Origin of the sequence: Nitrospirillum guaranorum (assembly GCF_034653275.1) — a bacterium.
Classification (GTDB): Bacteria; Pseudomonadota; Alphaproteobacteria; order Azospirillales; family Azospirillaceae; genus Nitrospirillum.
Window position 1 is genome coordinate 2,119,818 of sequence record NZ_JAYEES010000003.1, and the last position, 25,336, is coordinate 2,145,153.

Here is a 25,336-nt window from a genome sequence, read left to right on the forward strand (position 1 = left end):
TTGGATGGAGGCCCTACGCGCGGGATGACGTCTATATCCAGCAGGCCGCCGCCAGTCCGGGGGCCTCCACGCCGGCATCCGGCACCGCCTCATCCCACAGGTGCGCCTCCACCCGGTTACGGCCGCCGGTCTTGGCGCGATAAAGCGCCTGGTCGGCGGCATGCACCAGCGCGGCCCAATCCACGCCGGGCGCCAGAGTGGCGCGGCCGACGCTGACCGTGCAGCGCAGCGGCGTTCGCGGGTCCACGACCAGGTCGGCCACCGCCTTGCGGATCCGCTCCGCCACGGCGGCCACCGTGGCCGCGTCGGCGTCAGGCAGGGCCACCGCGAATTCCTCGCCACCGACGCGGCCCAGGATATCCGTGGCACGGATGACGCCGGCGACGGTTTGCGCGACACGGGTGATCACCATGTCACCCACGCCATGGCCCCACCGGTCGTTGATGGCCTTGAAGTGGTCGATGTCGACCATCAGCACCGCCAGCATGCCGCCCCGCTGCCGCGCCCGGGCCACCATGCGCTCCCCCTTTTCCCAGAGGACGCGGCGGTTGGCGATGCCGGTCAGGGGGTCCTGTTCCGCCAGATGGGTCAGGCGCGCCTGCAGACGCCGGCCCACCATCCAAAGATACCCCAGGGTCAGCGTGAACGTGACGCCGACCCGCAGCAGCAAGGCCATCGCCGTCGTGGGTTCCCTCAAGTCACCGATCACGACGGGGTCATGCGGCAACACCTGCAGCGCTTCCCAAGCCATCCTGGTCAGCAGCACCAGCGCCCATGCCAAATTGAAGCCGGCCATCGTCCAGGCGGCGATCCGCAGGTCCCGTTCCGCATGACGCAGCAACAACCAAGCGCTGCCGGCGGCCAACAGGAAGCGGCAACCGCATCCCAGGATGACGTTGATGGGCATGTGCAGGCCGAACGTGAGAAAGACGCCGATCTTGGCGCACGACAGGGCCACCGCGGGCACCAGCAGCCACAAGGTCCGCCGCGAACGGCTCAGGAATGACTGGATGCCGACGAACGCCAGCATGGTTCCCCAGTCGATCTGCAGGTTGCCGATCAGGCTGAAAAGCGGCGTCGGCCGGGTCGGATAGGGCCCCAGCACCATCATCAGGCCGGCGGCATGCAAAAGATTTGACAGGACCCAGAACCAAACCGCCCTGCCCGCCTTCAGGGCGCGCCCCACCGGAAACAAACAGAACGCGGCGACGACATGAAGCAGAATATTGACGATGAGAAGTGTCAGGATATGCATCTCGCGTCCGCCGTCCCGCGACACTGAAAATTGATGGGTACCGCCCGTTCCATTAATCGGGGACATCGGCGACGGGACATCGCGCGCCCATCAAATAACCATCGAGCCTGACAATGGTAATAGCACACAACCGTTACCGGAGTGGATGGTGCGGGCGCACCACCTGGAAATGCAGATCTGCAAAATCAGGGGAGCGGGACGGAGGTGGCCCGGCGCGCGGCCACGAAGGCGGCCGCCTCCCGCCAGGGCTCCAGCGTGAAGAAACGCCGCGCCTGGCCCGAGGGGGACGGCAGGACGAACAGGGCGGCGCCTTCGAAATCCTGGGCCTGGCGGCCATACACCGGGCTGCCGACCAGGCCGAAGTGCCCGGCCAGGAAAACGGACGCCGCCGTCTTGCTGGTGAAGGCCACGGCGCCCGGGCGATGGCGCCGCATCTTCCGCACGAAGGCCGCCACGTCATAGGCGGCGGGGTCCAGGTCCACGTCGTTGCCGAACTGGGTCTTGTTCAGGTCGGTCAAGCCCAGGCCCAAGGCCGGCAAGGTGGGATATTCCTGGGGCGTCAGGCGCGTGGGCGTGAAGCCGGCGGCGTGCAGGCTGGGCCAGAAGGCGTTGCCGGGCTTGGCGTAATAGGCCTTGGCCGCCATGGAGGCGCGGCTGGGCGCCGTACCGCAAAACACCAAGTGAAGGCCGGGAACAAGGACATCGGGGATCAGCATGGCGCAAAGATAGGGACGCCCCCCATCCCGCGCCAGTGCCTAACCCTCATGCGACCCCCAGACGGCGGGTGCTGGCGTCACTCCGCCGGTTGCTGCGCCAGCTCGTCGCCATGCCCACCGACGGTGCGGGCGATGGTGAAGAAGTTGACCAGCACGCCGAAGGCCACGAACAGCAGGCCGTCGATATAGCCCGCCAGGTCGGTGGACCCGGCGGCGAAGAACAGGCCCAGCACGGCCACGATGATGCCCATGCCATGAACGATGACGGCCGGCAGGGTGTTGGACGCTTTCATGGGAACTCACTCCATCAGTCAGATAAAGGCAGGCAGGGGTTCAAACGGGCCGCTTGGGCAGCGGCGTCTCATCCTCGTAAAGGATGCGGGTGGCGGAGCCGTCGAGGTCCTCGAACTGGCCGTCGCGCACCGCCCAGAGAAAGGCGCACAGCCCCAGGCCGCCCAGCAGCAGGGCGGCGGGGATGAGGAAAAGCAGGCTGTTCATCATTGACCTCCATCACGGGTTCTTTTGCTGCCCAGGCGCAGGGCATTGGCCATGACCGCTAGGGATGATCCCGACATGGCGGCGGCGGCCACGAACGGCGTGGCGAAGCCGGCCATGGCCACCGGCACGGCGCACAGGTTGTACAGCAGGGTGAAGGCCAGGTTCTGGCGCACCAGGGTGCGCGCCCGGCGGGCCACGGCCAGCGTCTCCGCCACCGCCGCCAGCCCATCGCCCTGGAACACCACGTCGGCCGCGGTCTGGGTCACGTCCACGGCGCTGGCCGGGCTCAGCGACACGTCGGCGGCGGCCAGCGCGGCAGCGTCGTTCAACCCGTCGCCCACCATCAGCACGGTCCGCCCCTCCGCCCGCAGCGCCGCCAGGTGGGCGCACTTGTCGGCGGGCCGGGCGTCGGCGCGCACGATATCGATGCCGACCTCCGCCGCCAGGGCGTGGGCGGTGACGGCGCGGTCCCCCGACAGCAGTTCCACCCGGTAGCCGGCGGCCTTCAGCTCCGCCACCACGGCGGCGGCGTCGCGGCGGGGCCGGTCGGCGAACAGGAAGCGCCGGGGCGGCTGGCCGCAGCGGCTGAACCAGAGTTCCGGTCCCGCCTGCCCCGCCCCGGCGTCGTCCACGCCGCAGAAGGCGCGCGACCCCAGGCGGACGAAGCCCTGCGGCCCCAGCCAGCGCAGGCCGCCGCCCGGCACCTCCACCACGCCGTCGGCCACGGGGCCGGGACCGGCGGCGCGGGCCAGCGCCCGCGACAGGGGATGGCGCGACGCGCGGGCCAGGCGGGCGGCCAGTTCCAGCTCCTCCGCCGTCAGGGTGGGGTCGGGCACCAGATCGGGGCGGCCCAGGGTCAGGGTGCCGGTCTTGTCGAACACCACGGTGTCGATGGGGGCCAGTCGCTCCAGGGCGGTGGCGGACTTCAGCAGGATGCCCTGGCGCATGAGCCGGCCGCTGGCCGCCACCTGCACCGCCGGCACGGCCAGCGCCAGGGCGCAGGGGCAGGTGATGATCAGGACGGACACGGCGATCAGCAGCGCCTGGTACCAGGCGGCGGATCCTAAGAACATCCAGGCCAGGAAGGTGGCCAGGGCCGTCAGGTGCACCACCGGCGTGTAGGCCCGGGCGATGCGGTCGGCCAGCAGGACATGGCGCGCCCGCCCCTGCTCCGCCGCCTCCAGCAGGCGCACCATCTCCGCCAGCAGCGTGCCCTCGCCACTGGCCGTGGCGGTCAGGCGCAAGGGGGCGGTGCGGTTGATCATGCCGGCGAAGACCTGGGCGCCGGGCGCCACCGCCAAGGGCAGCGTCTCGCCCGTCACCAGGCTGGCGTCCAGGTCTGACACGCCTTCGGCCACCGTGCCGTCCACACCGATGCGCTCGCCCGCCGCCACCAGCACCGTGGCGCCCAGGGGCACACGGGCCGGCGGCAGCACCTGGGGCAGGCGGTCGGCGCCCAGCACCGTCACGGGCGCCTGGTTCAGCGCCAGCAGGTGGGCGGCGGCGGACCGGGCCCGACCGCGCGCCCGGCTGTCCAGGTAGCGGCCCACCAGCAGGAAGAACAGCAGCATGACGGCGCCGTCGAAATAGGCGTGCTCCCCATGCCGGGCCGTCATCACCACGCTCATGCCGGTGGTCAGCAGCACGCCCACGGAAATGGGCACGTCCATGTTGGTGCGGCCGGCCCGCAGCGCCGCCAGCGCCGACTGGAAGAAGGGCTGGCCGGCGATGGCCACCGTGGGAAGGGCGATCAGGGCCGACACCCAATGCAGCAGCGTGCGGGTGGCGTCGCCCATGGCATCGGCGCCGGACCAGACCGACACGGACAGCAGCATGACGTTGGCGGCGGCGAAGCCCGCCAGCGCCAGGCGGCGCAGCAACGCCCGCTCCTGCGCCGCCGCCGGGTCGGCACCCGCCGCCGTGCCGCCGACGCCGAAGGGCGCCACGCGATACCCCAGTCCCGTCACCAGCCGGGCATACTCCACGGCCTGGGCGGGCGCGCCGGTCCAGCGCAGGGTCAGGCAGCGGGTGGTCAGGTTGGCGCGGGCGGACTGCACCTCGGGATGGTGCTTGGTCACCGCCGCCTCGATCAGCCACAGGCAGGCGCCGCAGTGCAGGCCGTCCACGCTGAGGCGCAGCAGGCAGCTGCCGTCCGGTGCCGTCGCCACCGCCTCGGGCAGGCCCAGCAGGGGATCGGCGCCATCGCCGTCAGTCGCCACGGCCGGGGCGGCGGCCTCCACCGGCCGGCGGTCGTAGTAGGCGTCCAGGCCCAGATCATGGATCAGGGTGTAGGCGCCGGCGCATCCCTGGCAGCAGAAGGCGCCCCGCTCCGTCGCCGCCCCCAGCAGGGGCTGGCCGCAGTGCCGGCAATGCGTCGTCACGCTGTCCAAGGGCATGGCCGTCCTCCCCGCCCCTTACTTCACGAACAGCCGGCGGGTGAGGTGGTACCAGTCGGCCCCCTTCTCCGCCTTCAGCTTCAGGTCCCACTGCCCATGCTTGGGCAGGACCACGCTGGCCGTGTAGCGGCCGTTGCCGGCGGCGGTGAAGGTCAGCGGCACGTCGGGCATGATGTCGATGGGGCGCACCAGGCGGCCGGTCAGGGCCATGCCATCCAGGGCGGCGCCGTCGCGGGCGGTGATGCGCACCGTCAAAATGTTGCTATCGCCCCACGGCTCGATATCCGCGTCGAACACCCAACCCAGGGCGTCCTGCTGGGCCTGGGCCTCCAGCACCTTGTTGTACTCGATGCCCCGCTCATAGGGCTTGGCGGTGACGATGCCGGTCCAGCTGTGCATGGCGTAGTAGATCAGAATGCTGTTCACCACGATCACCACGCCCATGCCCCCGACGAAGATCCAGGGGATCAGGGAACGCTTGGCCTGGGCGGGCGACGGCGACCGGCGGGGCAGGTCGATGACGGTCATTGCGGTCACTCCTCGGGATCGGGGCCTCGGGATCAGGGCCTAGGGGTCAGGGCTTGGCACCGGGGCCCATGAAGACCCCCTCGTAAAAGGTGGGACGGGCGGGGGTGGGCCCCTGCTCCGTCAGGCTGAACACCAGGGGGATGGATCCCTGGGCGCCGCCGTCGCGGGTCATGGACTGGCGCGGCAGGCTGACGAAGACGCGGAAGGTGGCGACGGCGTCGCCCGGCACGGTCAGGGCCACGCCCTCGGCGCCATGGGCCTCCCCCACGTCCTGCACCGCCACTGTGGCGCCCGGCTGGCCGACCACGCCCAGCCGGAATTCGCCCTCGCCCCGCCGTTTGTTCATGACCTTGATGGTATAGCCGTTGCGCAAGGCCCCATTGGACAGGGTGACGAACAGCGGCGCGCGGTCGCGCAGCACGCTGATGCCCATGGTGGTGCGCGTCTCCAGGGCCGTCAGCATCACGCCCCCCACCACGGCCAGCACCAGGGCGTAGATCACGACACGCGGCCGCAGCAGGCGATAGCGGTTGGACTGGCCCTGGGCCTTGGCTTCCTGGTTGGCCAGGGTGTCGAAGCGGATCAGGTTGGGCGGGCGGCCGACCTTGGCCATGATGTCGTTGCAGCTGTCGATGCACAGGCCGCAGCCGATGCATTCCAGTTGCTGGCCGTCACGGATATCGATGCCGGTGGGGCAGACGGCGATGCACTGGCCACAGTCGATACAGTCGCCCCGGCCCTCCCAGCTGGTGCCGGCCTTGTGCGGCCCGCGCCGCTCACCGCGCCAGGCCTCATAGGTCACGACCAGGGAGTGGACGTCCAGCATCGAGCCCTGGATGCGCGGCCACGGGCACATATAGGTGCAGACCTGCTCGCGGGCCCAGCCGGCCAAGGTGTAGGTCGTGGCCGTGAACAGGCCGACGAAGAAATATTCGCTGATCGTGGCCTGGCCGGTGAATAGGCCCCTCAGCGCCGTGGGCGCGTCGTCGAAATACAGGATCCAGGCGCCGCCCGTGGCGACCGAGATGGCCAGCCAGGCGGCGTGCTTGGCCGTCTTGCGCAGCAGTTTCTCGCGGGTCCAAGGCTGGCCGTCAAGGCGGATGCGCGCGCCGCGATCACCCTCGATCCAGCGCTCCACCGCCATGAACAGGTCGGTCCACACCGTCTGCGGACAGGCGTAGCCGCACCACACGCGCCCCGCCAGCGCCGTCACCAGGAACAGGCCCACGGCGGCCAGGACCAGCAGGCCGGTGATGTAGTAAACCTCCTGCGGCCAGATCTCGATGCCGAAGAAATAGGCGCGCGGGGCCGACAGGTCGATCAGGACGGCCTGGCCGGGCGCCCCCGGGCCCCGGTCCCAGCGCAGCCAGGGCACGGTGTAGTAGACGGCCAGGCACAGGGCCAGCACGGCCCATTTGATGGTGCGATAGCGGCCGGACACGGATTTGGGATAAATCTTGATGTGCTCGGCATAAAGGCTGCTGGTGTCGCCGTTCTCCAGATCCACCTTGACGGAGCGCGGGCGGCCGTCGCGAACCGCGGGGGCCCGGGTCGCCTTCGCGGCGGGGCGGTCCAGCACCTCGCCGTCCTGTCCCTCTTTGGCGGGGCGGCCATCCGTGGGGGTCGTGTCCATGGGTCGGTCCATTCCGTGTCGACCGCGTGGCGGGGCCCCAACGGTTGGGCCACCAACGCGGATATGGACGGACCCTATGCCCGCGCCGCTTCCCTCGCCTTGCGATAGATCAACCCGGCTTTGGCGGCCCCCGGCCGCGACGGCAGGTCACAGCCGTGAAAACAACCGCTTGCCAAACGCCGCGCCTGTGATCCGGGCAAAGAAAAACCCCCGCCGGATGGGGATGCGGCGGGGGTTCTCGTGCGACCCCTGGCATGCGACCCCGGGGGCGGGGTCCCTCGGAAGGGGCGTCAGGGGGCGGGGGGAAGGATTGTCCCGCCCCCGTCGGCCTTACTTCCCACCGCCCAGGGTGTGCACGTAGGCGGCCAACAGCTTGACGGTGGCGGGATCCAGGCGCTCGCTCCATGCCGGCATGCTGCCACGCCGGGCGTAGGTGATGGTCTGGACGACCGTGGCCTTGTCCCCGCCATAGAGCCAGATGGCGTCGTTCAGGCGGGGGGCGCCCACGTCGGGGTTGCCGTCGCCCTTTTCACCGTGGCAGGCGGCGCAGTTGTCCGCGAACACCTGGGCGCCACGGCCGGCGGCCGCCTTGTCCGTACCGGTGTTCGACAGGCTCAGCACGTACTCCGCCACGTCGTTGATCTGCTCCTTGGTCAGCAGGCCATCGGCGCCGAAGCGCGGCATGTCCGACACGCGGGAGTCCGGGTTGGAATTGCGCACGCCGTAGGTGACGGTCTGCAGGATCTGCTCCGGCGTCCCGCCCCACAGCCAATCGTCGTCGGCCAGGTTGGGGAAGCCCTTGCCCCCGGCGCCGCCGGCGCCGTGGCAGGCGGCGCAGTTCTCGGCGAAGGCGATGTGGCCGGCGGCCTGCACATAGGTGCGCAGCTCCGGATCCTTTTCGACGTCGCCGATGGGCGTGGCCAGCAACTTGGCCTTCACGGGCGCCAACGCCTGCTGGCGGGTATCCAGCTCGGACTTCACCGTGTCGCGCCGGGTCCAGCCCAGCACGCCCTTGGTATGGGAGTGCAGACTGGGCCAGGCGGGATAGAGCACGGTGTAGACCAGCGCGAAGGCGATACAGGCGTAGAAGGTGTACAGCCACCACTTGGGCAGCGGCGTGTTCAGCTCCTTGATGCCGTCCCATTCATGGCCGGTGGTCTCCCGGCCCGTATGGGCGTCTCTTTCCTTGCCCGCGGGGGCATGGTTGTCAGTGTGGGTCGACATGGGGGACCTCAGCCTTTCATAGTCGGCGCCGACCGCCGCGCGGGCCCACGGGGCGTAGCCCTGACGGGCAGCGGGTGGTCGGCGTCATCCAGCAGCGGGATACGGGCGCAGTCGTCCAGGCGGCGCCGGCGCGAGGGCCAGTAGGCCCAGATGCCGATGCCGCAGAACAAGGCCACGAACCACAGCAGCCATACCTGCGAGATCAGGGCGTGGAACTCTTCCATGGCGTCCCCCTCACTGATGCAGGTCTTCGGGCTGCAGCTTGCTGAACTCGACCAGCGTGCCCAGCATCTGCAGGTAGGCGACCAGGGCGTCCATCTCCGTCAGCTCGGGGCTTTCGGTGTTGAACTTGCCCACCACCGCCTTCGGGTACCGCTTCAGCAAGCCGCTGGTGTCGGCGTCCGGGTCGGCCTGGGCCTTCAGGTCGGCGGCGGCGTTGGCGATCATGTCGTCCGTGTAGGGAACGCCCACGGTGCGCAGCGTCTTCAGGTGATCCTGGATGTTGGGCACCGACAGCGGACGGCTGGCCAGGAAGGCGTAGGTCGGCATGATCGATTCCGGCACCACGGCGCGCGGGTCCTTCAGGTGGGCGACGTGCCAGTCGTTGGAATACTTGCCGCCGACGCGGGCCAGATCCGGACCGATACGCTTGGACCCCCACTGGAAGGGATGGTCGTACATGCTTTCCGCCGCCAGGCTGTAGGGGCCGTAGCGCTCCACCTCATCGCGGAAGGTGCGGATCTGCTGGCTGTGGCAGACGTAGCAGCCCTCGCGGATGTAGATGTTGCGGCCCATCTGCTCCAGCGGGGTGTAGGGGCGCACCCCGCCCACCCGCTCGATCGTGGTCTCGATTGAGAACAGGGGCACGATCTGGACCAGGCCACCGATGGACACGGTGATCAGGGTCAGCAGCGCCAGGATGACGACGTTCTTTTCGACGATGGCGTGAGAGAATTTCATTTTCGGTCCCCTCCGCTCACTCGGCCGCGACCAGGCCCGCGGGCCGGTCTTCCGCCAGCGGCTGCCCGTGCTTGATGGTGCGGAACATGTTGAAGGCCATGATCAGGGCACCGGTCAGGAACAAGATGCCGCCCGTGCCGCGGATGATGTAGTAGGGGTGCATGGCGGCCACCGTCTCGACGAACGAGTACTGCAGGAAGCCCATGTCGTCGTAGGCGCGCCACATCAGGCCCTGCATGATGCCCGACACCCACATCGAGGTGATGTAGAGCACGATGCCCAGGGTGGCGGTCCAGAAGTGCCATTCCACCAGCGCCTGGCTCCACAGCCCCTTACGCCGCCACAGCACCGGCACCAGGTAGTACAGGGCGCCGAAGGTGACGAAGGCGACCCAGCCCAGGGCACCGGAGTGCACGTGGCCGATGGTCCAGTCGGTGTAGTGGCTGAGCGCGTTCACCGGCTTCACCGACATGACGGGGCCTTCGAAGGTGCTCATGCCGTAGAAGGCGACGGCGGTGACCGTGAAGCGCAGCGACGGGTTGGTGCGCAGTTTGTCCCAGGCGCCCGACAGGGTCATGATGCCGTTGATCATGCCGCCCCAGCTGGGCATCCACAGCATGATGGAAAACACCATGCCCAGGGTCTGCGTCCAGTCCGGCAGGGCCGTGTAGTGCAGGTGGTGCGGGCCGGCCCAGATGTAGAGGAAGATCAGGGCCCAGAAGTGGATGATGGACAGACGGTAGGAATAAACCGGCCGCTCCGCCGCCTTGGGGATGAAGTAGTACATCATGCCCAGGAAGCCGGCGGTCAGGAAGAAGCCCACCGCGTTGTGGCCGTACCACCACTGGATCATCGCGTCCTGCACGCCGGCGAAGGCGCCGTAGCTCTTCGTGCCGGTGAAGCTGACGGGCACCGCCAGGTTGTTGACGATGTGCAGCATGGCGATGGTGATGATGAACGCCAGGTAGAACCAGTTGGCCACGTAGATGTGCGGCTCACGCCGCTTGATCAGCGTGCCGGCGAACACGATCAGGTAGGCGACCCAGACGATGGTCAGCCACAGGTCGGTGTACCACTCGGGCTCGGCGTATTCCTTGCCCTGGGTGATGCCCATCAGGTAGCCCGTGCCGGCCAGCACGATGAACAGCTGATAGCCCCAGAAGATGAACCAGGCCGGCAGCGCGCCACCGAACAGGGGGGCGCGGCAGGTGCGCTGGACCACGAAGAAGGAGGTGCCCAGCAGCGCGTTGCCGCCGAAGGCGAAGATGGCCGCGGACGTGTGCAGCGGCCGCACGCGGCCGAAGCTGGTCCATTCCAAACCGAAATTCAGCGCGGGAAACGCCAACTGAAAGGCAATGAGGACGCCGACCGTGAAGGCGGCGATGCCCCAGAACATGGTCGCGATGGTGAACGCGCGGACCACATCCTCCACATAGGCTTCCCGGCTGGCGGGACGGGCCGCCGTGATGGGCACCCCCCCGGAAACCGCTACACTCATGACACCCCCCGAATATGGGCTCAAGCGGCAGGGGCCTGGGTTGAACCCCGGACCTCGTCTCTTAAGACAACGATTGCGGGCATCGGCGGGCCCGGTTTCCCAGGCGGTGTCCGTCGGGCGACGGGGCCGATGCTCCTCAGCGTCGGCACTGTGATGGTGGGCACACCCAGCCGCATTGACCTGCGTCAAGCCGCCATCCATCAACTTGGCGTATGGTTGGGTGAGTGACGGAAGGCCCGGCAAGAAGGCCTCCGTTGGCGCGGTTGGCGTTGCAACCTGGGCGGAGCGGCACAAGACCATGACGGCGACGACGGACGGGACCCTGATCCCGGTTTTCACCCATCCCTCGCCCGCGGTGCGGCGGGTGCCGATGGACCGGCCCTGGCACTGGCTGCGGCTGGGGTGGGACGACATGGCGGCGACGCCCCCCATCAGCCTGGGCTACGGCCTGATCCTGGCGGCGGTGGGCTTCTTCGCCACGGCCGTGGCCATCCTGAACGGCTGGCTGGCCCTGCTGCTGCCGCTGACCGGCGGCTTCATGCTGCTGGCGCCCTTGCTGTCCGTCACCTTCTACGAGGCGTCGCGCCGGCGGGAACGGGGGCTGCCGCCCGACGCCGCCGCCTGCCTGAACGCTTGGCGCGGCAACCTGTCCGCCATCGGCGCCTTCGGTGTCGTGCTGCTGCTGATGCACCTGTTCTGGGTGCGGCTGGCCACCCTGCTCTACGCCCTGATGCTGGGCGAGGTGCACGTGCCGCCGGAGGGCCTGGCCGCCGCCCTGCTGACCCCGGCGGCCCTGCCCTTCCTGATCGTCGGCACCCTGCTGGGCGCGGCCCTGGCGCTGGCCACCTTCACCATCAGCGTGGTGACCCTGCCCCTGCTGCTGGACCGCGACGTCGGCGTCCTCACCGCCGTCGCCACCAGCATCACGGCGGTACGCGCCAGCCCCCGCGCCATGCTGCTGTGGGCCGGCCTGATCTCGTTCGCGGTGGCGCTGGGCATGGCCACGCTGTTCATCGGCCTGGTGCCGCTGCTGCCCCTGATCGGGCACGCCAGCTGGCACGCCTATCGCGACGTGGTGCGGCTGCCCACCGCGATCACCCCGGTCACGCCGGAGGGATGAGATCCCTATCATGCCTCCATAGCCCGGCGACTGAGGGCGTCAAGACTCAGCTGAATTGCAGCATGGACGGCGCCTTGTCGATGATCTCTTCCAGGATCATCTCGGCCGTTTCCAGCTCGCTTCGGATGGATTCGTTCAGGCGGCTGGCGTATTCGGGCTTGCGCAGCTTCTCGCTGGCCTCATAGAGGCTGCGCAGCTCCGTCACGAAGATTTCGCGGGCGCCCAGCGGCAGCACGGTCTTGGCCGACAGCACGAAGAAGAAGCGCATGCTGGCCCGCACCAGCAGGCTCAGCATCAGGGTGTCCAGCTGGGCGTAGCGCTCGCGCACGTCATCCACCGGGCCGTCCATGCTGCGCAGCCGCCCCTCCACCAGGATGCATAGGGCGCGGAATTCCCCCACCTTGTTGCGGAAGGCGTTGTAGGCCTCGAAGCTGTCGCGGGCGGCGGCGGCCTCGGCCTGCTTGGCCAGCTGGGTGGATTCGCGCGCCTGACGCTCCAACGCGTCCAGCAGGCCCACCACTTCCTTGCGGGAATAGACGCGTCTGACCACCGGTATGCCATCCTGTCGCTAGGGCATCGCACCCCTCCCTGTATACCCAGGCCACCGGATGGATCAAAGCGCCGCCATCGGTCGGGCGGCATGCGCGGAAGGGAATGGAACCGCCTGGACAGCACTTATCACGGCGCCGGCGACAATGTCCCCTCGGTGAACAGCGTGAAGGACGGTTGCGGCCCCGGCGGCGCGATCTCGAACCGGACGGCCAGGCGGCCACCCGCCAGCCCCTCGTATGTCAGGCGGAAGGTGGGGGCCGCCGGCGCCGGATCGCTGGTGAACTGGACGCGCCGGCCCGGCGCCAGTTCCGTCACGTGATAATGGATGACATGCCCAGCCGTGTCGAAGAAATCGGCGCGCAAGCGTCCGCCCTCCGCATACATGGTCATAAGCATGTCCAGGTCGCCACCCTCGGCCATGTGGGTATGATCGCGGCGGACGAGCAGGCTACCGTTCAGGTCCGGCCTGATCTCAGACGTGCCCCCTTGGTTGGGCCGCGCGCCGGGGGCCGGGTCCGCGACGCGCTGGCCCGCCAGGAAGGAGAGGGCCGCCAGCGGCTCCGCCGCTTTCGCCTGGGGCATCAACGCCGCCACCGCCAGCGCGGTCGCGGCCAATCCCCGCTCAAACCGCCTCATCGTATGCCTCCCTCAGCCAGGCCAGCACGTCGGCATCCAGGTCAGCCGCAGCCTCCAGCCTCACCCGGTGGGTGAACATGGCGTTGAAACTGCCCGACGCCTCCAGCCGGCCTTCCGGCGGATGGGCCTTCAACACCAGCCCCAGGTCCAGGCGGGTGCGCGTCGACGGCTGGATCAAGGCGAACTGCTTGCGCCGACGGATACTGACATTGGCCTTCTTGGGCGCCATCTCGACGTCGGGCCCGAGAGCCATCACCACCGCGACCAGCGCATCGTAAAGGGGCCGCAGCTGCGCCTTGCCCTCGAACAGATGCGCCACGGGATCGTCAGCGGAACGGGGCGTCGCGGCGGCCAGCGCGCACTTGGCGACATGGTTGGCATAGCCATGGCCGAATCCGTGCTCCGCCTTCAGCCAGGCCACCATTTCCCCATGCTTGGTCAGGCCCTGCGCCTGGATGCGTCCCACCCACACGGCCACCGGCTGGCCCGATGTCGCCTCTATGTTGCGTTCCAATGTCGCGATCGCGTCTTCCACCGACGCCATGGCCGCCCCCATTCTTGTTCCCAGCTTCGGCACCCGCACCGTCTTCCCGGAAGCCAGCGCCGTCATGCATTCTATGGTCAGCCTGTTGACAGCATGGTGGCAAGATGGCGCGTCGCGCGGAAAGGTTGTTGATCCTGCTGGACCTGCTGCGGAGTCGTCCGGTGGTAACGGCGGCCACCTTGGCGGAGGCGCTGGAGGTTTCCGCCCGCACGGTCTATCGCGACATCGAGGCGCTGCTGGCCGCCGGTGTCCCCATCCGGGGCGAGGCCGGCGTGGGCTTCAGTCTGGGCCAGGGCTATTTCCTGCCCCCCCTGACCCTGACGGAGGACGAAGCGGAGATCCTGGCCTTTGGCGCCCGGGTGCTAAGCATCTGGAGCGACGGCGCCCTGGCGGCACAGGCGGAGATGGCGCTGACCAAGATACGGGCGGTGCTGCCCCAGGCCGCCCGCGACAGCGCGGCGCGGGAGGTCCTATGGGCCCCCCCTTGGGTGACCCGCCACCCGCCCGCGGTGGACCTGCTGCAGTTGAAGCGCGCTGCCCAGCGGCGGCAGTACCTGCGCATCACCTACGAAACCCTGAACGGCACCCTGAGCGAGCGAACCGTCCGCCCCCTGTCGCTCAGCTTCTTCGGGCCTGTGTGGCTGCTGATCGCCTGGTGCGAATTGAAGGCGGACTTCCGCTGCTTCCGCTTGGACCGCCTGCGGGCTTCGGAGGTACTGGACCAGACCTTCCGGGATGAGCCGGGCAAGCGCCTGGTCGACTTCCGCCGCGCCAAGGGCGAGGCGGTGGCGCGGGAGATGGCCAGCAGCGGGGTTTAGTCCAGCGCCCCCAGCCGCACCGGCCGTTCCTGGCGCGACACCGGCAGTTGCGACAGGGTCAGCGCGATCCGCCGCCGCAGGAACGGGGTGCCGATGACCAGGGGCAGGATGTGGCGGCGCAGCAGCCGGCCCCACCAGCCGTCGGCCAGCAGGCCCACGCGGGAAATGAGAATCCGTGCCCCGCAGCACGCCGCGCGCCACGGGCAGACGGTCCTGGGCGTAGCGATCCAGCACGCCCTCGTCCTTCCTGCCCCGCGGGCCCCGGCGCAGCGCTTCCGTCAGGCGGGCGCCCAGGTTCAGGGCGTCCTGGATGCCGGTGTTCATGCCCTGGCCCCCGGCCGGGCTGTGGATGTGGGCGGCGTCGCCGGCCAGGAACACGCGGCCGTGGCGCAGTCGCTTCACCATGCGGTGGTGGATGGTGAAGCGGGTCAGCCACGCCGCCTCCCCCAGCACCAGGGGCAGGCCGGACACGGCGCGGGCCAGGGTGGTGAAGGCGGCCAAGTCGATCTCCGCCTCCGCCGCCGGCGGCGCGCCCTTGGGGATCAGCACCAGGCGGCACAGCGTCGGGTGATCCGGATCCTTCAGCGGGAAGAAGGCCATGGCGCCCGCCTCCGTGCTGAAGAAGCGCACGGAGTCGTGGCCCAGATCCCCATGCCCCGGGCCCCAGTCCAGGGTCACGTCGGCCAGCAGGAAGGTCCCGGGATAGGATCCGCCGGCGAAACTGGCGCCCACCTGGTGGCGCACCACGCTATGGGCGCCGTCGCAGCCGACGACATAGGCGGCGCGCACCCGCTCGATGCCGCCGTCGGGCCGGCGCACCTCGCACTGCACGCCGTCCCCATCCTGCCGCAGGGCGGCCAGCTCATGGTTCCAGTCGACGGCCACGTCGAAGGCCGCCGCCTGCTCCGCCAGCAGGCGCTCCGTCTCCCCCTGCGGCAGCACCAGGACGAAGTTGTAGGGGCTGGGCAGGCCGCCCAGGTCCACCGGGATGGGTTGGCGGTCGCCCAAATGGAAATGCACCGCGCGCACCGGCTGGCCTGTGGCCACCATGCGGGCCGGCAGCCCCACGCCGAACACGTCCGACAGCGCCTCCAGCGTGCCGGCGTGCACGCCCAGCGCCTTTGATTTCTGGGAGCGGCCCGCCGCCTTGTCGATCACCCGCACGGGCACGCCGGTGCGGCCCAGCATGGCCGCCAGCGCCAGGCCCGTGGGGCCGGCCCCCACCACCAGGACCGCCACATCCATATCGCTGCTCAAGTCCGCGTCCTCCCACCCCGTTCCCCACCCGTTTCCAGGAACTGGCCGCTTACTTCTTGTTAGTTCTCTGCCGATATGCTCCCGCTTCACGCGCGCCGCAATGCGCACCTTGGCAATAGGGCGCCTTCACGGCAAGCGGGCCCCCGGGATTAAGGTGGACGGCCGGCGGCGCCTGAGGGTAAGCATGAGGCCGGTTCGTTCTGCTACCGAACCGGCGCTAAAGCATTGAGAGGGCGTTCAGTCGATGGAACAGGCGATCGTCACCGTCCAGAACCTCGCCGGGCTGGCGCAAAGCGCCCAGGCGGGCCTGCCACTGGGCAAGGACGCCCTGCTGTTCGGCGAGGACGGCACGGTGCGGCTGAACCGCGACCGTTCCCCCTCCCGCCACCATTTCTACCTGGACGGCCTGCTGTTCCACGTCTCGATCACGCCGCAGGACGACAGCACCCTGTTCCAGATCTGGGCCGAGGTCGGCTTCCTGCCCTACACCATCGAGGCCCCGGAGAAACGCGCCAAGCTTCAGTCCATCCTGCGCGCCACGGCCAGCCTGCGCACCGCCCGCTTCATCGTTGACGAACAGCAGAAGGTGCTGGTGCTGAGCCAGCAGGAGGTGCCGGGCCATGTCAGCCTGACCGACCTGATGTACGAGACGGTGCAGTTCATTCAGGAGGCGCGGCCCTACCTGCGGATTTTCGGCAGCTATTTGTAAGGCCAGCCGTGCCCCCCCAAAGGCCCCCCCAAAGTTAAAACGCCCCGGAGATCGCTCCCCGGGGCGTTTTCTTTGCGAGGACGCTCAGTGATGCCCGCCGGCGCCACCGGCACCCTGTCCGCCATTCGCCTGCCCGTTGGTGGTGGGCAGGATGAAGATTTGGCCGGGATAGATCAGGTTGGGATCGCGGATCTGGTCCTGGTTGGCGTCGAAGATGGTGGTGTACTGGATGCCCTCGCCATAGAGGTGGCGGGCCAGGGTCCACAGGTTGTTGCCGGCCACCACCACCACGGCGCGGCTGTCGCTGTCGGCGATGGGCTGGCGCTCGAACGTCACCTCGGCGCGGGCCGCCACCTTGCCATCAGCGCCTACCTGGTCGACGCGCAGGGTGTAGCGGCCGGGATCGACCAGGCGCTCCGGGGTGATGGACCAGCGGCCCTGCAGGTCCGCCGTGGCGTGGCCCACCAGGGTGTTGTCCAGGTACAGCTGCACCTCCGCCTTGGCCGGGGCGTCGCCGCCCACGGTGACGGCGCCGGCGCGGTTGTAGTCGATGGTGTCGATGGCGACGGCCAGCGACTTGTCGGTCTTGACCGGGCTCTGCAGCACGCGGCTGCCGCCCTGGCGCGGGGTGACGACGGCCAGCGCCCCGCCGGTCTCGTTCTGTTTGCGGCCGGCGATGTCGCGCTTGGCGTCCGGCACCACCAGGGTCACCGTCTCATCGGCCGCGACCTCCGTGCCTTCCGCCGTCTTCATCTTCAGGGACAGGGTGCGGGAGCCGGGGGTCAGCGCCTGGGTGGGGGTCAGCACCCACTCGCCGCGCTTGTCGGCGGTGACGGTGCCCAGTTCCTTGTCGCCGTCGGAGATGGTGACGGCGGCGCCCGGCATGGCGCGGCCGGCGATGACCGCCGTGCCGTCAGGGCTGACGCGCACCACGTCGAAGGTGGGAACCGCGCTGGGGCCGGACGGGGCCTCGGCCACGGCCGGGGCGGCGGTTTGCGTCGTGCCCGCGGTGCGGTCGGCCTGCATATGGGACAAACCCCAAACCAGCAGCGCCAGCGCGCCCACGCCGACAACGGCGGCAATGACCTTGTTCTGCGTCACAGTCGGTTCCTTTGTCATTGTCCCGGCGGCTGACCCCCGGCCGCCGGTTCATGAGCCCCCCAACGATCTTGCCAACGATCTTGGATACGATCCCGGGTGCACCCCGGAATAGCCCGGCGGCGCCCGCGCGATCAAGCCTGGAAGATCGGCGCGTCAGGCGAAAACGGCCAAGCCCGCCACCAGTCCGGCGGCGATGGCGGCCAGCAGGCCGGCCCGCCATAGCGGGACCCAGCCATGGCCATCCCGCCCCCGGGGCGTCTCCCCCCGGGTCTCCCGCCGGGCGTCTTTGGGTCCCAGGTCGCCATCGGGCAGGAAGGTAAGGCGTTTCCACCCCGTGATCATGGGGCGCACCAGGTTCTCGCGCTTGACCACCAGATAGAACAGCACCGCCACCACGTGGATGGCCACCACCCCTTGGATCAGGCTGAAGTTCATATGGTGCAGGCGGCGCGCCAGCTTGGCGACCGATCCGCTGACGCGGTGGGCCAGCGGCCCCTCCTCCATCCCGTCGTGGTCCACGGCGAACAGGCCGGTCCCCACCTGGGCCAGCAGCACCAGCAGCAGCACGACCACGGCCCAGCCGCCCAGGGCGTTGTGCCCCCGCTCCACCGGCAGGGGACCGGGCGCCGCCATGTGGCGCACATGGCGCAAGACCGCCGCCGGCCCCTTCAGGAAGCGGGCGAAGCGCGCCTGGTCACTGCCCGCCACGCCCCAGAACAGGCGGAACAGCAGCAGGGCCAGGGCGCCGTAGCCCAGCTTGAAATGCAGGGCCAGATCGTCATGGGTGGCCGTCCACCACAGCCCGGCCAGGTCGGCGACCAGCAGCCAGTGGAACAGCCGGATGGGCAGGTCCCAGACGGGGATGCGCCCCCCGGGGTCCCGCCCTGATCCGCGGGCGTCATGCCCGGCTTACTTCTTCTGGCGATAGGTTTCGTGGCACTGCTTGCAGGTGCCGCCCACGGCCTGCACCGCCTGGCCGATCGCGGCCTTGTCCGCGGTGGCCGGCAGGGCCAGGATCTTGTCCAGCGCCTGGGCCAGGTCGGTGAAGCCCTGGCGGAACTTGGCGTTCTCCTGCCAGACGGCGGGCAGGGCCTCGCTTTCGCCCACGCCCACGGCCGTGCCCTCGGTGAACTGGTCGGGCAGGCCCTTGGTCACGGCCTGCATCGCGGCGGCGGCGGCGGCCACGTCCTGGGCGGTGCCCTTGTCGTCCTTCAGGTAGCCCATGAAAACCTTCATGCCGCCGCCCAGCTTCTTCATGTCCTGCTGGCGGGCCTTGACGATTTCCGCCGGGTCCAGCGCGGCGTGGGCGACGCTGCCCCCCAGAAGGGCGGCGGCCATGGCCAGGCCGGCGGCGACCCGCACGGCGGGGCCGGCGCGAAAGGCTTGCGGGACATCACGAAAAGCACGCGGCATTCTTCTCTCCTGCCCTGATTGTAACCACTTATCTCTATGGCCTTGCCCGCCACCCGTCCGGGTCGCCTAATGCCATCCGCCGCCTTGCACGGCCTGCCGGATGGCTTGCAGTCGGCCCGCAAGGATGGTGTAACGGGCCGTCACCCGTCCGGCAAGCCCCGCTGGCGGCCATCGGACGGCGGCATCCCGGTCGGGGATGGGGTGGTTCCACCCCATCCCGTCCGATCCATAAGCCCGTCCGTTCCATAAGGATGAGAGGAATGTCCAAGGTGCGTAGCGTCTGTGTCTATTGCGGATCCTCGGGCCAGGTGTCGGAGGAATACAAGAAGGCCGCCCACGACCTGGGCACCCTGATCGGCAACGCCGGGCTGCGGCTGGTCTATGGCGGCGGCCGCGTGGGCCTGATGGGCATCACCGCCGACGCCGCCCTGGCGGCCGGGGGCGAGGTGGTGGGCATCATCCCCGACCACATCCAGGTGCGCGAGGTGGACCACGGCGGCCTGACCGAGCTGCACGTGGTGGACAGCATGCATACGCGCAAGCGCATGATGGTGGAGAAGTCCGACGCCTTCGTCGTCATGCCCGGTGGCCTGGGCACCCTGGACGAGGCGTTCGAGATCATCACCTGGCGCCAGCTGGGCCTGCACGACAAGCCGGTGGTCATCGCCAATATCGGCGGCTACTGGGATCCGCTGCGCGCCCTGCTGACGCACATCCGCACGACCGGCTTCGGCCGGGGCGAGATCGAGGACCATTTCACCTTCGTCGACAGTGTCCACGCCATCCTGCCGGCGCTGCGGCGGGCGCCGGACGCCCTGCAGAAGATCGCGGTGGAACGGCTGTAGCCGGTTTCAAGGGCGGACGGCCCCGGTTCATGCGGGGGGACACCGTTGCGGGGACCGCACGCCGGTTGCCCGCCCCGCTTGCTTGATCCCCGGGCCCGAATGGGCTCTTATACCGGCCGTCCGATATACTGGCCGCCCAATCGCGGTCGTTTCTTACCCGGGAAACGGTTCTGGCATATCGAGGCGCGCTCGAACGCGGCGCCGGCTGTCATAAAAATTACCTATACGCAGAAGGCATTGAGAATGCAGAAGATCAAGGTTGCCAATCCCGTCGTCGAGCTTGATGGCGATGAGATGACCCGCATCATTTGGCAGTTCATCAAAGACAAGCTGATCCTGCCCTACCTCGACATCGACCTGAAGTACTTCGACCTGGGCATCGAGCACCGCGACGCCACCAACGACCAGGTGACCGTGGACGCGGCCGAGGCCATCAAGAAGTACGGTGTGGGCGTGAAGTGCGCGACCATCACCCCGGACGAGGCCCGCGTGGCCGAGTTCAGCCTGAAGAAGATGTGGAAGTCGCCCAACGGCACCATCCGCAACATCCTGGGCGGCACCGTCTTCCGTGAGCCCATCATCTGCAAGAACGTGCCGCGCTTGGTGCCGGGCTGGACCAAGCCCATCGTCATCGGCCGCCACGCCTTCGGCGACCAGTACCGCGCCACCGACTTCAAGGTGCCCGGCGCCGGCAAGCTGACCATGACCTTCACCCCCGACGACGGCGGTGAGGCCATCACCTACGACGTGTTCCAGTTCCCCGAGGCCGGCGTGGCCATGGGCATGTACAACCTGGACGAATCGATCGCCGGCTTCGCCCGCGCCTGCTTCAACTACGGCCTGCAGCGCGGCTACCCGGTGTACCTGTCCACGAAGAACACGATCCTCAAGGCCTATGACGGCCGCTTCAAGGACATCTTCCAGGAAATCTTCGACGCCGAGTTCGCCGAGCGCTTCAAGGCCAAGGGCATCGTCTACGAACACCGCCTGATCGACGACATGGTCGCTTCCGCCCTGAAGTGGGACGGCGCCTTCGTCTGGGCCTGCAAGAACTACGACGGCGACGTGCAGTCCGACACCGTGGCCCAGGGCTTCGGCTCGCTGGGCCTGATGACCTCGGTGCTGCTGACCCCCGACGGCAAGACCGTGGAGGCCGAGGCCGCCCACGGCACGGTGACCCGCCACTATCGTGAGCACCAGAAGGGCCGCCCCACCTCCACCAACCCCATCGCCTCCATCTTCGCCTGGACGCAGGGTCTGTCCTACCGCGGCCAGTTCGACGGCACGCCGGAGGTCACCAACTTCGCCAAGACGCTGGAGAAGGTGTGCGTGGAGACGGTCGAGTCCGGCTTCATGACCAAGGACCTGGCCATCCTGATCGGCCCGGACCAGCCCTGGCTGACCACCCAGGACTTCCTGGCCAAGCTGGACGAGAACCTGCGCAAGGCCATGGGCTTCGACGCCTGAGGCACCTGACGGTTCCCCTGACGGTTCCAATGTGACAGAGACGCCGGGCGGCGCCACCGCCCGGCGTTTTGTTTGTCGTCCGTGAAGAATGGCCCTAATTGCTTACGTGCTGATCAGGGCCCTTTCGTTTTGGATTTGGAGAGCGCAGAGCAGGGCACGCCAAAGGTCCTGGAACCACCTGACGAGGAGGTGGAAGTTGAAGCCAGCGGCTGCGAGGACGGCATTGATACGGTCGCCGTGGCGTCCCTTGAGGTAGTTCCGTCCCATGCGGTGCTCGGCCTTGAGGTGGCCGATGATGGGCTCGATGGCGGCGCGGCGCTTCATCTCCCGTTTGATGGCGGTGGTAGTCCTGCGGACCTGGCCTGTGATCCAGACCTTGAACTTGTTGGGATGGTCATGGCCGCGATAGCCCCTGTCGACGTGGACGCGGTCCGGCTCGCGTCCAGTGTTGGCTTTGATGTCGGCGACGGCCTTGGCCAGGGTGTGGCCGTCGAAGGGGTTGGTGTGCAGGGCCTGGGCGTGGAGGACGAAGAGGCCGCCCTTGGGCTTGGTGATGGGGACGGCGACGCTGACCTTGCAGCCGAACTCGTAGGGGGCGCGGGCCTTGCCCTTGCCGATGCATTCGACCTCGGGGGCGTGGAGGGAGTAGACTTTCTGCCCGCGCTGGCGCTGGGTCTGCATGCTGACCTTGATGGCCAGGTCACGTAAGGGGCCGTAGCGGGCCAGGAGGTCTGGGGCCTCGGCGCCTCCCTTGGCGGCGACCTTGCGGTTGATGTCACGGATGAGGCGGCCCAGACGGGTGCGCAGGAACTTTAGTTCCCGGTTGGCGCGCTTGTGTTGGTGGGCGTGGGTGTAGCGGCCGACCATGATGGCGGCCTTCTTGGCCACGCGCAGATAGCTCTGGCGCAGCGTGAGGCCGTTGTCCTTGGCGAAGCCGACCAGCTTCTCGATGGCCTTGTGGGTCAGGCGGGCGTCGGTGGGGTGGGCGACGGCCTTGGGCTGGACGGTGGTGTCCACCGCCACGCGCGCCAAGTCGCGGGTGCTGAGCGCGCCGGTGGCCTGGGCCACCCGCAGGCTCTCCTGGATCAGCGCGGCCAGCCGCTCCTCGCCCAGGCGCTGGCGCCAACGGGACAGCGACGACCGGTCGAAGGGCAGGTCGTGGCGGAAGACCTCCTCGCCGCAGAAGAACTGGAAATAGGGGTTCTCCGCCCAGCGGGCGGTCAGCACCTCATCCGACAGGTTGTGCATGTGCTTCAGGATCAGCAGGCCCGCCATCAGCCGGACCGGCAACGGCGGCTGGCCTGGTCCGCCGCCATAGACCCCACCCAAGCGCTGTTCCAGAAAGCCCCAGTCGATCTTGCCCGACAGCACCACCAGTGGGTGCTTCAGGTCGATGATCTGGTCCAGGGCTGGACGCAGAAGGTCTTTCTGTCGGGTGTCCCGGGGTCGTGACATGGCCTGTTCCCACCGCTGTTCACAGGGGGAATCGAATCACGAAATGGCCCAAAAGGGGATCTCCAAATTGCAAGAAAGCGGAGGCCAAGCCCCCTCTTTCCTGCAAATTCGATTACAGCACTACCAGCCAAACACCATGGTCGGCCAACGGCTTAGAAATCATTCACGGACGACTTGTTTGCCCGCAAGGGCCCGTTGTCATCGACGGCCTTGGGGGTGCCGGCCCATCGTCGGGGCGAATTTCCCGAGCCTTGGCCTCAAAAACAAAACCCCCACCGTCGCCGGCAGGGGTTCGCTTAATTCCGTATGCGGAACGGCCTCAGGCCATGACCAGCTTGCGCTCGTCGTCCCGCTTCTTGGCGGGCTGGTAGGCCATCTGCGCGTGCTCACGGCAGTAGGGCATGCCGGGCAGCGAGGGGCAGCCGCAGAAATGGAAATCGGCGTGCTTGGGATCGCCCACCGGCCATTTGCACATGCGCTCGTTCAGCGACAGGATGGTCGCGCCGCGCGTGGGCTTCTTCTTGATGGGCGACGGCCGGCCCGACAGGCCCAGCCGGTGCGCCTTGCCGATCACCGCGTTGCGGGTCACGTTGCCCAACAGATCGGCGATCTCGCTGGCGCTCATGCCCTGGCCCCACAGCTGGCGCAGGCGCTCGATACGCTCGTCAGTCCAACTCATCGACGCTTTTTCTTCTTCCATCGAAGCCCTCGCTCCTTAGCCCCCGAGATCGGCGGGCGCGCAAAAACATGCCGTCACCGCCGAGCGCCCCGCTCCAGCAGTCGATACCGGGAAATTCCCACCAACAAGATTTGGTATCGAGATGCGTGTGACACTACCAAACTTGCCAAAGCCTGAACAGGTGATTCCGACTCGTTTTTTGACCGCGGATACAGAATCCACGCCGAAGATCCGCAGGCAGCCTAGGGAAAGCCGCCACCCCTCTCCTTTGTGGGTATACCCCAGGCACAACCACTATTCCTAGCGGGCCCACTCTCATTCATCCCCTATTAAAGGGGAGTTAAGAGGGAACGGGCGCCCCTAAAATGGCGACGGGCATGGGACCGCTCCCATGCCCGCCTCCCAACGCATTTACTGACCGGCGGCGGCGGAGAAGCCGTTGGCGCCGTCGAAGGTGTAGAGGTTGGAGCTCTGGACGAAGTCCAGGCCTTCCTTGGCGACGCGGGCCAGCAGCTCGGCCACCTGGCCGTGCTTCAGCTCATCGGCGCCGTCGGCCATGACGCGGCAGCGCCAGTGGTCGGTGCAGAAGGTTTCCGGCGCGCCGTCCGGCCACACCTTCTGGCCACGGTTGGACACCATCACCAGCTTCAGGCCGGCGGGGAGCAGCGGCTGGAACAGCGCGGCCATGTCGTCGCCGTTGCCACCCTTGCGCTCCAGGAACACGTCCACGCCCACCAGCTTCTTGGCCTGGGCGGGGGCGCCCTTCAGGGCGATGCCGCTGAAGCTGCTGGCGACGCCGGCCGGGTAGCTGGCGGGCACCAGGGTGGCCGGGCGGTCACCCAGGCGGTCGATCAGGTTGGCGGCGAAGTCACGGGTGCCGATGCGGGCCTTGCTGACGCCGCGCTTGAAGATGTCGACGGTGTGGATGCCGTCCTCGATCATCTTCAGCCAGGCGTTATGGATGCGCTCGGCCGCTTCCGACTGGCCGATGTGGACCAGCATCATGACCGAGGCCAGCAGCAGGCCCGACGGGTTGGCGATGCCCTTGCCGGCGATGGTGGGGGCGGAGCCGTGGATGGCCTCGAACATGGCGCACTGGTCACCGATGTTGGAGGAGCCGGCCAGGCCGACCGAGCCGGTGATCTGGGCGGCGATGTCGGAGATGATGTCGCCATACAGGTTCAGGGTGACGATGACGTCGAAGTGCTCCGGCGTGTCCGCCAGGCGGGCGGCGCCGATGTCGACGATCATGCTCTCCGCCTCGATGTCCGGGTACTCGGCGGCGATCTCGTCGAAGACCCGATGGAACAGGCCATCGGAGATCTTCATGATGTTGTCCTTCACGAAGGCCGTCACCTTGCGGCGATGGTTGGCCCGCGCGTATTCGAAGGCGTAGCGGATGATCTTTTCCGAACCGGGGCGCGAGATCAGCTTCACCGCCTGGGTCACGTCCTGCGTCTGGCGGTATTCGATGCCGGCGTACAGGTCTTCCTCGTTCTCACGCACGATCACCACGTCCATGGACGGGTGCTTGGTGGCGACGAAGGGGGAGTAGGAGACGCAGGGGCGGATGTTGGCGTACAGGCCCAGGGCGCCGCGGATGGTCACGTTCAGCGACTTGTAGCCGCCGCCCTGCGGGGTGGTGATGGGGGCCTTCAGGAACACCTTGGTGCGGCGCAGGCTTTCCCAGGCGCTGGGCTCCATGCCGTTCATGATGCCCCGGCGGTAGACGCTCTCGCCGATCTGGATTTCCTCATACTCGAGGTTGGCGCCGCTGGCGGCCAACACCTCGAGGGTGGCGTCCATGATCTCGGGGCCGATACCGTCGCCGCGCGCGATGGTGATCTTGGTCGGAGAATTCATCTTCTCTTTCATCCTTGGCACTGGCGCCTTTCCCCAACCATCGGGGGACATGGCGCGGTTCGGGAGAAGCTCCCGCGTCCTGGGTTCAAAGTTTTGAGCCCGCGCGGACACTATGCCGGGACGCACCGCGCGGCAACTGTGCTTTGGGCGCCCCTGCCCCCCTGCACTT

Annotated in this window: 25 protein-coding genes and 1 pseudogene; 5 read left to right on the top strand and 21 right to left on the bottom strand. The window is 68.4% G+C overall.

Features of this window, described 5'->3' with window-relative positions:
- Positions 1-31: 31 nt before the first annotated feature.
- The 11 genes from UAJ10_RS18625 to ccoN form a co-directional block, all read right to left on the bottom strand.
- On the bottom strand, positions 32-1,255 hold the full coding sequence (locus UAJ10_RS18625; RefSeq protein WP_322916697.1) for a GGDEF domain-containing protein: 1,224 nt from the start codon (positions 1,253-1,255) through the stop codon (positions 32-34).
- Between the two features lie 185 nt (positions 1,256-1,440).
- A complete protein-coding gene (locus UAJ10_RS18630) occupies positions 1,441-1,971 on the bottom strand; it encodes a mismatch-specific DNA-glycosylase (RefSeq protein WP_322916698.1) in 531 nt (176 codons plus the stop codon).
- Between the two features lie 77 nt (positions 1,972-2,048).
- Positions 2,049-2,264: a hypothetical protein gene (locus tag UAJ10_RS18635; RefSeq protein WP_322916699.1), complete on the bottom strand. Its 216-nt coding sequence runs from the start codon at positions 2,262-2,264 to the stop codon at positions 2,049-2,051.
- 40 nt (positions 2,265-2,304) lie between these two features.
- On the bottom strand, positions 2,305-2,469 hold the full coding sequence (ccoS, locus tag UAJ10_RS18640; RefSeq protein WP_322916700.1) for a cbb3-type cytochrome oxidase assembly protein CcoS: 165 nt from the start codon (positions 2,467-2,469) through the stop codon (positions 2,305-2,307).
- Positions 2,469-4,865, bottom strand: coding sequence for a heavy metal translocating P-type ATPase (locus UAJ10_RS18645; RefSeq protein WP_322916701.1), 2,397 nt, complete (start codon positions 4,863-4,865; stop codon positions 2,469-2,471). The genes ccoS and UAJ10_RS18645 overlap by 1 nt, the downstream gene beginning before the upstream one ends.
- Before the next feature lie 18 nt (positions 4,866-4,883).
- Positions 4,884-5,393, bottom strand: a complete 510-nt coding sequence (locus tag UAJ10_RS18650; protein ID WP_322916702.1) for a FixH family protein — start codon at positions 5,391-5,393, stop codon at positions 4,884-4,886.
- 46 nt (positions 5,394-5,439) lie between these two features.
- Entirely contained in the window at positions 5,440-7,026 is a 1,587-nt protein-coding gene (gene ccoG / locus UAJ10_RS18655) for a cytochrome c oxidase accessory protein CcoG (protein WP_322916703.1), read from the bottom strand.
- Between the two features lie 330 nt (positions 7,027-7,356).
- Positions 7,357-8,250 carry a cytochrome-c oxidase, cbb3-type subunit III gene (gene ccoP / locus UAJ10_RS18660; protein ID WP_322916704.1) on the bottom strand — a complete coding sequence of 298 codons (894 nt, stop codon included), beginning with the start codon at positions 8,248-8,250 and terminating at the stop codon, positions 7,357-7,359.
- Positions 8,251-8,258: 8 nt separating this feature from the next.
- Entirely contained in the window at positions 8,259-8,474 is a 216-nt protein-coding gene (locus UAJ10_RS18665) for a cbb3-type cytochrome oxidase subunit 3 (protein WP_322916705.1), read from the bottom strand.
- Between the two features lie 10 nt (positions 8,475-8,484).
- The gene (gene ccoO / locus UAJ10_RS18670) at positions 8,485-9,210 is read right to left on the bottom strand and encodes a cytochrome-c oxidase, cbb3-type subunit II (protein ID WP_004274100.1); all 726 of its coding nucleotides are present in this window, start codon (positions 9,208-9,210) and stop codon (positions 8,485-8,487) included.
- Positions 9,211-9,226: 16 nt separating this feature from the next.
- Positions 9,227-10,708, bottom strand: coding sequence for a cytochrome-c oxidase, cbb3-type subunit I (ccoN, locus tag UAJ10_RS18675; RefSeq protein WP_322916706.1), 1,482 nt, complete (start codon positions 10,706-10,708; stop codon positions 9,227-9,229).
- A gap of 298 nt (positions 10,709-11,006) precedes the next feature.
- Between ccoN and UAJ10_RS18680 the strand changes: the two genes are divergently transcribed.
- Positions 11,007-11,828, top strand: a complete 822-nt coding sequence (locus tag UAJ10_RS18680) for a DUF2189 domain-containing protein (RefSeq protein WP_322916707.1) — start codon at positions 11,007-11,009, stop codon at positions 11,826-11,828.
- A gap of 46 nt (positions 11,829-11,874) precedes the next feature.
- Here UAJ10_RS18680 and UAJ10_RS18685 read toward each other — a convergent pair whose 3' ends face one another.
- From UAJ10_RS18685 to UAJ10_RS18695, 3 genes are all read right to left on the bottom strand, one after another.
- A complete protein-coding gene (locus UAJ10_RS18685; protein WP_040849387.1) occupies positions 11,875-12,378 on the bottom strand; it encodes a hypothetical protein in 504 nt (167 codons plus the stop codon).
- 128 nt (positions 12,379-12,506) lie between these two features.
- Positions 12,507-13,016 (bottom strand): hypothetical protein, encoded by a 510-nt coding sequence (locus UAJ10_RS18690; protein ID WP_322916708.1) that lies wholly within the window; start codon positions 13,014-13,016, stop codon positions 12,507-12,509.
- Positions 13,003-13,560 carry a DUF5655 domain-containing protein gene (locus tag UAJ10_RS18695; RefSeq protein ID WP_322916709.1) on the bottom strand — a complete coding sequence of 186 codons (558 nt, stop codon included), beginning with the start codon at positions 13,558-13,560 and terminating at the stop codon, positions 13,003-13,005. Before UAJ10_RS18695 ends, UAJ10_RS18690 begins: the two co-directional genes overlap by 14 nt.
- A gap of 104 nt (positions 13,561-13,664) precedes the next feature.
- Here UAJ10_RS18695 and UAJ10_RS29920 point away from each other — a divergent pair, with 104 nt between their 5' ends.
- Positions 13,665-14,378, top strand: a complete 714-nt coding sequence (locus tag UAJ10_RS29920; RefSeq protein WP_416235381.1) for a helix-turn-helix transcriptional regulator — start codon at positions 13,665-13,667, stop codon at positions 14,376-14,378.
- A gap of 192 nt (positions 14,379-14,570) precedes the next feature.
- Here UAJ10_RS29920 and UAJ10_RS18700 read toward each other — a convergent pair.
- Positions 14,571-15,623, bottom strand: a pseudogene (locus UAJ10_RS18700) (FAD-dependent monooxygenase); the annotation flags it as partial.
- Positions 15,624-15,879: 256 nt separating this feature from the next.
- Here UAJ10_RS18700 and UAJ10_RS18705 point away from each other — a divergent pair.
- Positions 15,880-16,344 (top strand): hypothetical protein, encoded by a 465-nt coding sequence (locus tag UAJ10_RS18705; RefSeq protein WP_322916711.1) that lies wholly within the window; start codon positions 15,880-15,882, stop codon positions 16,342-16,344.
- An 84-nt stretch (positions 16,345-16,428) separates the two neighbouring features.
- On the opposite strand, the gene UAJ10_RS18710 is transcribed toward UAJ10_RS18705, so the two are convergent.
- The 3 genes from UAJ10_RS18710 to UAJ10_RS18720 form a co-directional block, all read right to left on the bottom strand.
- A complete protein-coding gene (locus tag UAJ10_RS18710) occupies positions 16,429-17,445 on the bottom strand; it encodes a LysM peptidoglycan-binding domain-containing protein (protein ID WP_322916712.1) in 1,017 nt (338 codons plus the stop codon).
- Between the two features lie 153 nt (positions 17,446-17,598).
- Positions 17,599-18,309 (bottom strand): cytochrome b/b6 domain-containing protein, encoded by a 711-nt coding sequence (locus UAJ10_RS18715; RefSeq protein ID WP_322917351.1) that lies wholly within the window; start codon positions 18,307-18,309, stop codon positions 17,599-17,601.
- Between the two features lie 45 nt (positions 18,310-18,354).
- The gene (locus UAJ10_RS18720; RefSeq protein ID WP_322916713.1) at positions 18,355-18,858 is read right to left on the bottom strand and encodes a c-type cytochrome; all 504 of its coding nucleotides are present in this window, start codon (positions 18,856-18,858) and stop codon (positions 18,355-18,357) included.
- Positions 18,859-19,118: 260 nt separating this feature from the next.
- Between UAJ10_RS18720 and UAJ10_RS18725 the strand changes: the two genes are divergently transcribed.
- Both UAJ10_RS18725 and UAJ10_RS18730 read left to right on the top strand, forming a co-directional pair.
- A complete protein-coding gene (locus tag UAJ10_RS18725; protein ID WP_322916714.1) occupies positions 19,119-19,703 on the top strand; it encodes an LOG family protein in 585 nt (194 codons plus the stop codon).
- 243 nt (positions 19,704-19,946) lie between these two features.
- A complete protein-coding gene (locus UAJ10_RS18730) occupies positions 19,947-21,170 on the top strand; it encodes an NADP-dependent isocitrate dehydrogenase (protein ID WP_322916715.1) in 1,224 nt (407 codons plus the stop codon).
- Between the two features lie 102 nt (positions 21,171-21,272).
- On the opposite strand, the gene UAJ10_RS18735 is transcribed toward UAJ10_RS18730, so the two are convergent.
- The 3 genes from UAJ10_RS18735 to UAJ10_RS18745 all read right to left on the bottom strand — a co-directional run bounded on the left by UAJ10_RS18735 (position 21,273) and on the right by UAJ10_RS18745 (position 25,167).
- A complete protein-coding gene (locus UAJ10_RS18735; RefSeq protein ID WP_322916716.1) occupies positions 21,273-22,625 on the bottom strand; it encodes an IS5 family transposase in 1,353 nt (450 codons plus the stop codon).
- 319 nt (positions 22,626-22,944) lie between these two features.
- Positions 22,945-23,304: a GcrA family cell cycle regulator gene (locus tag UAJ10_RS18740; RefSeq protein WP_004272076.1), complete on the bottom strand. Its 360-nt coding sequence runs from the start codon at positions 23,302-23,304 to the stop codon at positions 22,945-22,947.
- A 411-nt stretch (positions 23,305-23,715) separates the two neighbouring features.
- Positions 23,716-25,167: an NADP-dependent isocitrate dehydrogenase gene (locus UAJ10_RS18745; protein ID WP_322916717.1), complete on the bottom strand. Its 1,452-nt coding sequence runs from the start codon at positions 25,165-25,167 to the stop codon at positions 23,716-23,718.
- Positions 25,168-25,336 lie beyond the last annotated feature (169 nt).

Bases quoted from the DNA above. Each gene is read 5' to 3' on its own strand.
- UAJ10_RS18625 (WP_322916697.1), bottom strand. From the start codon at position 1,255: ATGCATATCCTGACACTTCTCATCGTCAATATTCTGCTTCATGTCGTC.
- UAJ10_RS18630 (WP_322916698.1), bottom strand. From the start codon at position 1,971: ATGCTGATCCCCGATGTCCTTGTTCCCGGCCTTCACTTGGTGTTTTGC.
- UAJ10_RS18635 (WP_322916699.1), bottom strand. From the start codon at position 2,264: ATGAAAGCGTCCAACACCCTGCCGGCCGTCATCGTTCATGGCATGGGC.
- ccoS (WP_322916700.1), bottom strand. From the start codon at position 2,469: ATGAACAGCCTGCTTTTCCTCATCCCCGCCGCCCTGCTGCTGGGCGGC.
- UAJ10_RS18645 (WP_322916701.1), bottom strand. From the start codon at position 4,865: ATGCCCTTGGACAGCGTGACGACGCATTGCCGGCACTGCGGCCAGCCC.
- UAJ10_RS18650 (WP_322916702.1), bottom strand. From the start codon at position 5,393: ATGACCGTCATCGACCTGCCCCGCCGGTCGCCGTCGCCCGCCCAGGCC.
- ccoG (WP_322916703.1), bottom strand. From the start codon at position 7,026: ATGGACACGACCCCCACGGATGGCCGCCCCGCCAAAGAGGGACAGGAC.
- ccoP (WP_322916704.1), bottom strand. From the start codon at position 8,250: ATGTCGACCCACACTGACAACCATGCCCCCGCGGGCAAGGAAAGAGAC.
- UAJ10_RS18665 (WP_322916705.1), bottom strand. From the start codon at position 8,474: ATGGAAGAGTTCCACGCCCTGATCTCGCAGGTATGGCTGCTGTGGTTC.
- ccoO (WP_004274100.1), bottom strand. From the start codon at position 9,210: ATGAAATTCTCTCACGCCATCGTCGAAAAGAACGTCGTCATCCTGGCG.
- ccoN (WP_322916706.1), bottom strand. From the start codon at position 10,708: ATGAGTGTAGCGGTTTCCGGGGGGGTGCCCATCACGGCGGCCCGTCCC.
- UAJ10_RS18680 (WP_322916707.1), top strand. From the start codon at position 11,007: ATGACGGCGACGACGGACGGGACCCTGATCCCGGTTTTCACCCATCCC.
- UAJ10_RS18690 (WP_322916708.1), bottom strand. From the start codon at position 13,016: ATGAGGCGGTTTGAGCGGGGATTGGCCGCGACCGCGCTGGCGGTGGCG.
- UAJ10_RS18695 (WP_322916709.1), bottom strand. From the start codon at position 13,560: ATGGCGTCGGTGGAAGACGCGATCGCGACATTGGAACGCAACATAGAG.
- UAJ10_RS29920 (WP_416235381.1), top strand. From the start codon at position 13,665: ATGGCGCGTCGCGCGGAAAGGTTGTTGATCCTGCTGGACCTGCTGCGG.
- UAJ10_RS18705 (WP_322916711.1), top strand. From the start codon at position 15,880: ATGGAACAGGCGATCGTCACCGTCCAGAACCTCGCCGGGCTGGCGCAA.
- UAJ10_RS18720 (WP_322916713.1), bottom strand. From the start codon at position 18,858: ATGCCGCGTGCTTTTCGTGATGTCCCGCAAGCCTTTCGCGCCGGCCCC.
- UAJ10_RS18725 (WP_322916714.1), top strand. From the start codon at position 19,119: ATGTCCAAGGTGCGTAGCGTCTGTGTCTATTGCGGATCCTCGGGCCAG.
- UAJ10_RS18730 (WP_322916715.1), top strand. From the start codon at position 19,947: ATGCAGAAGATCAAGGTTGCCAATCCCGTCGTCGAGCTTGATGGCGAT.
- UAJ10_RS18735 (WP_322916716.1), bottom strand. From the start codon at position 22,625: ATGTCACGACCCCGGGACACCCGACAGAAAGACCTTCTGCGTCCAGCC.
- UAJ10_RS18740 (WP_004272076.1), bottom strand. From the start codon at position 23,304: ATGAGTTGGACTGACGAGCGTATCGAGCGCCTGCGCCAGCTGTGGGGC.
- UAJ10_RS18745 (WP_322916717.1), bottom strand. From the start codon at position 25,167: ATGAATTCTCCGACCAAGATCACCATCGCGCGCGGCGACGGTATCGGC.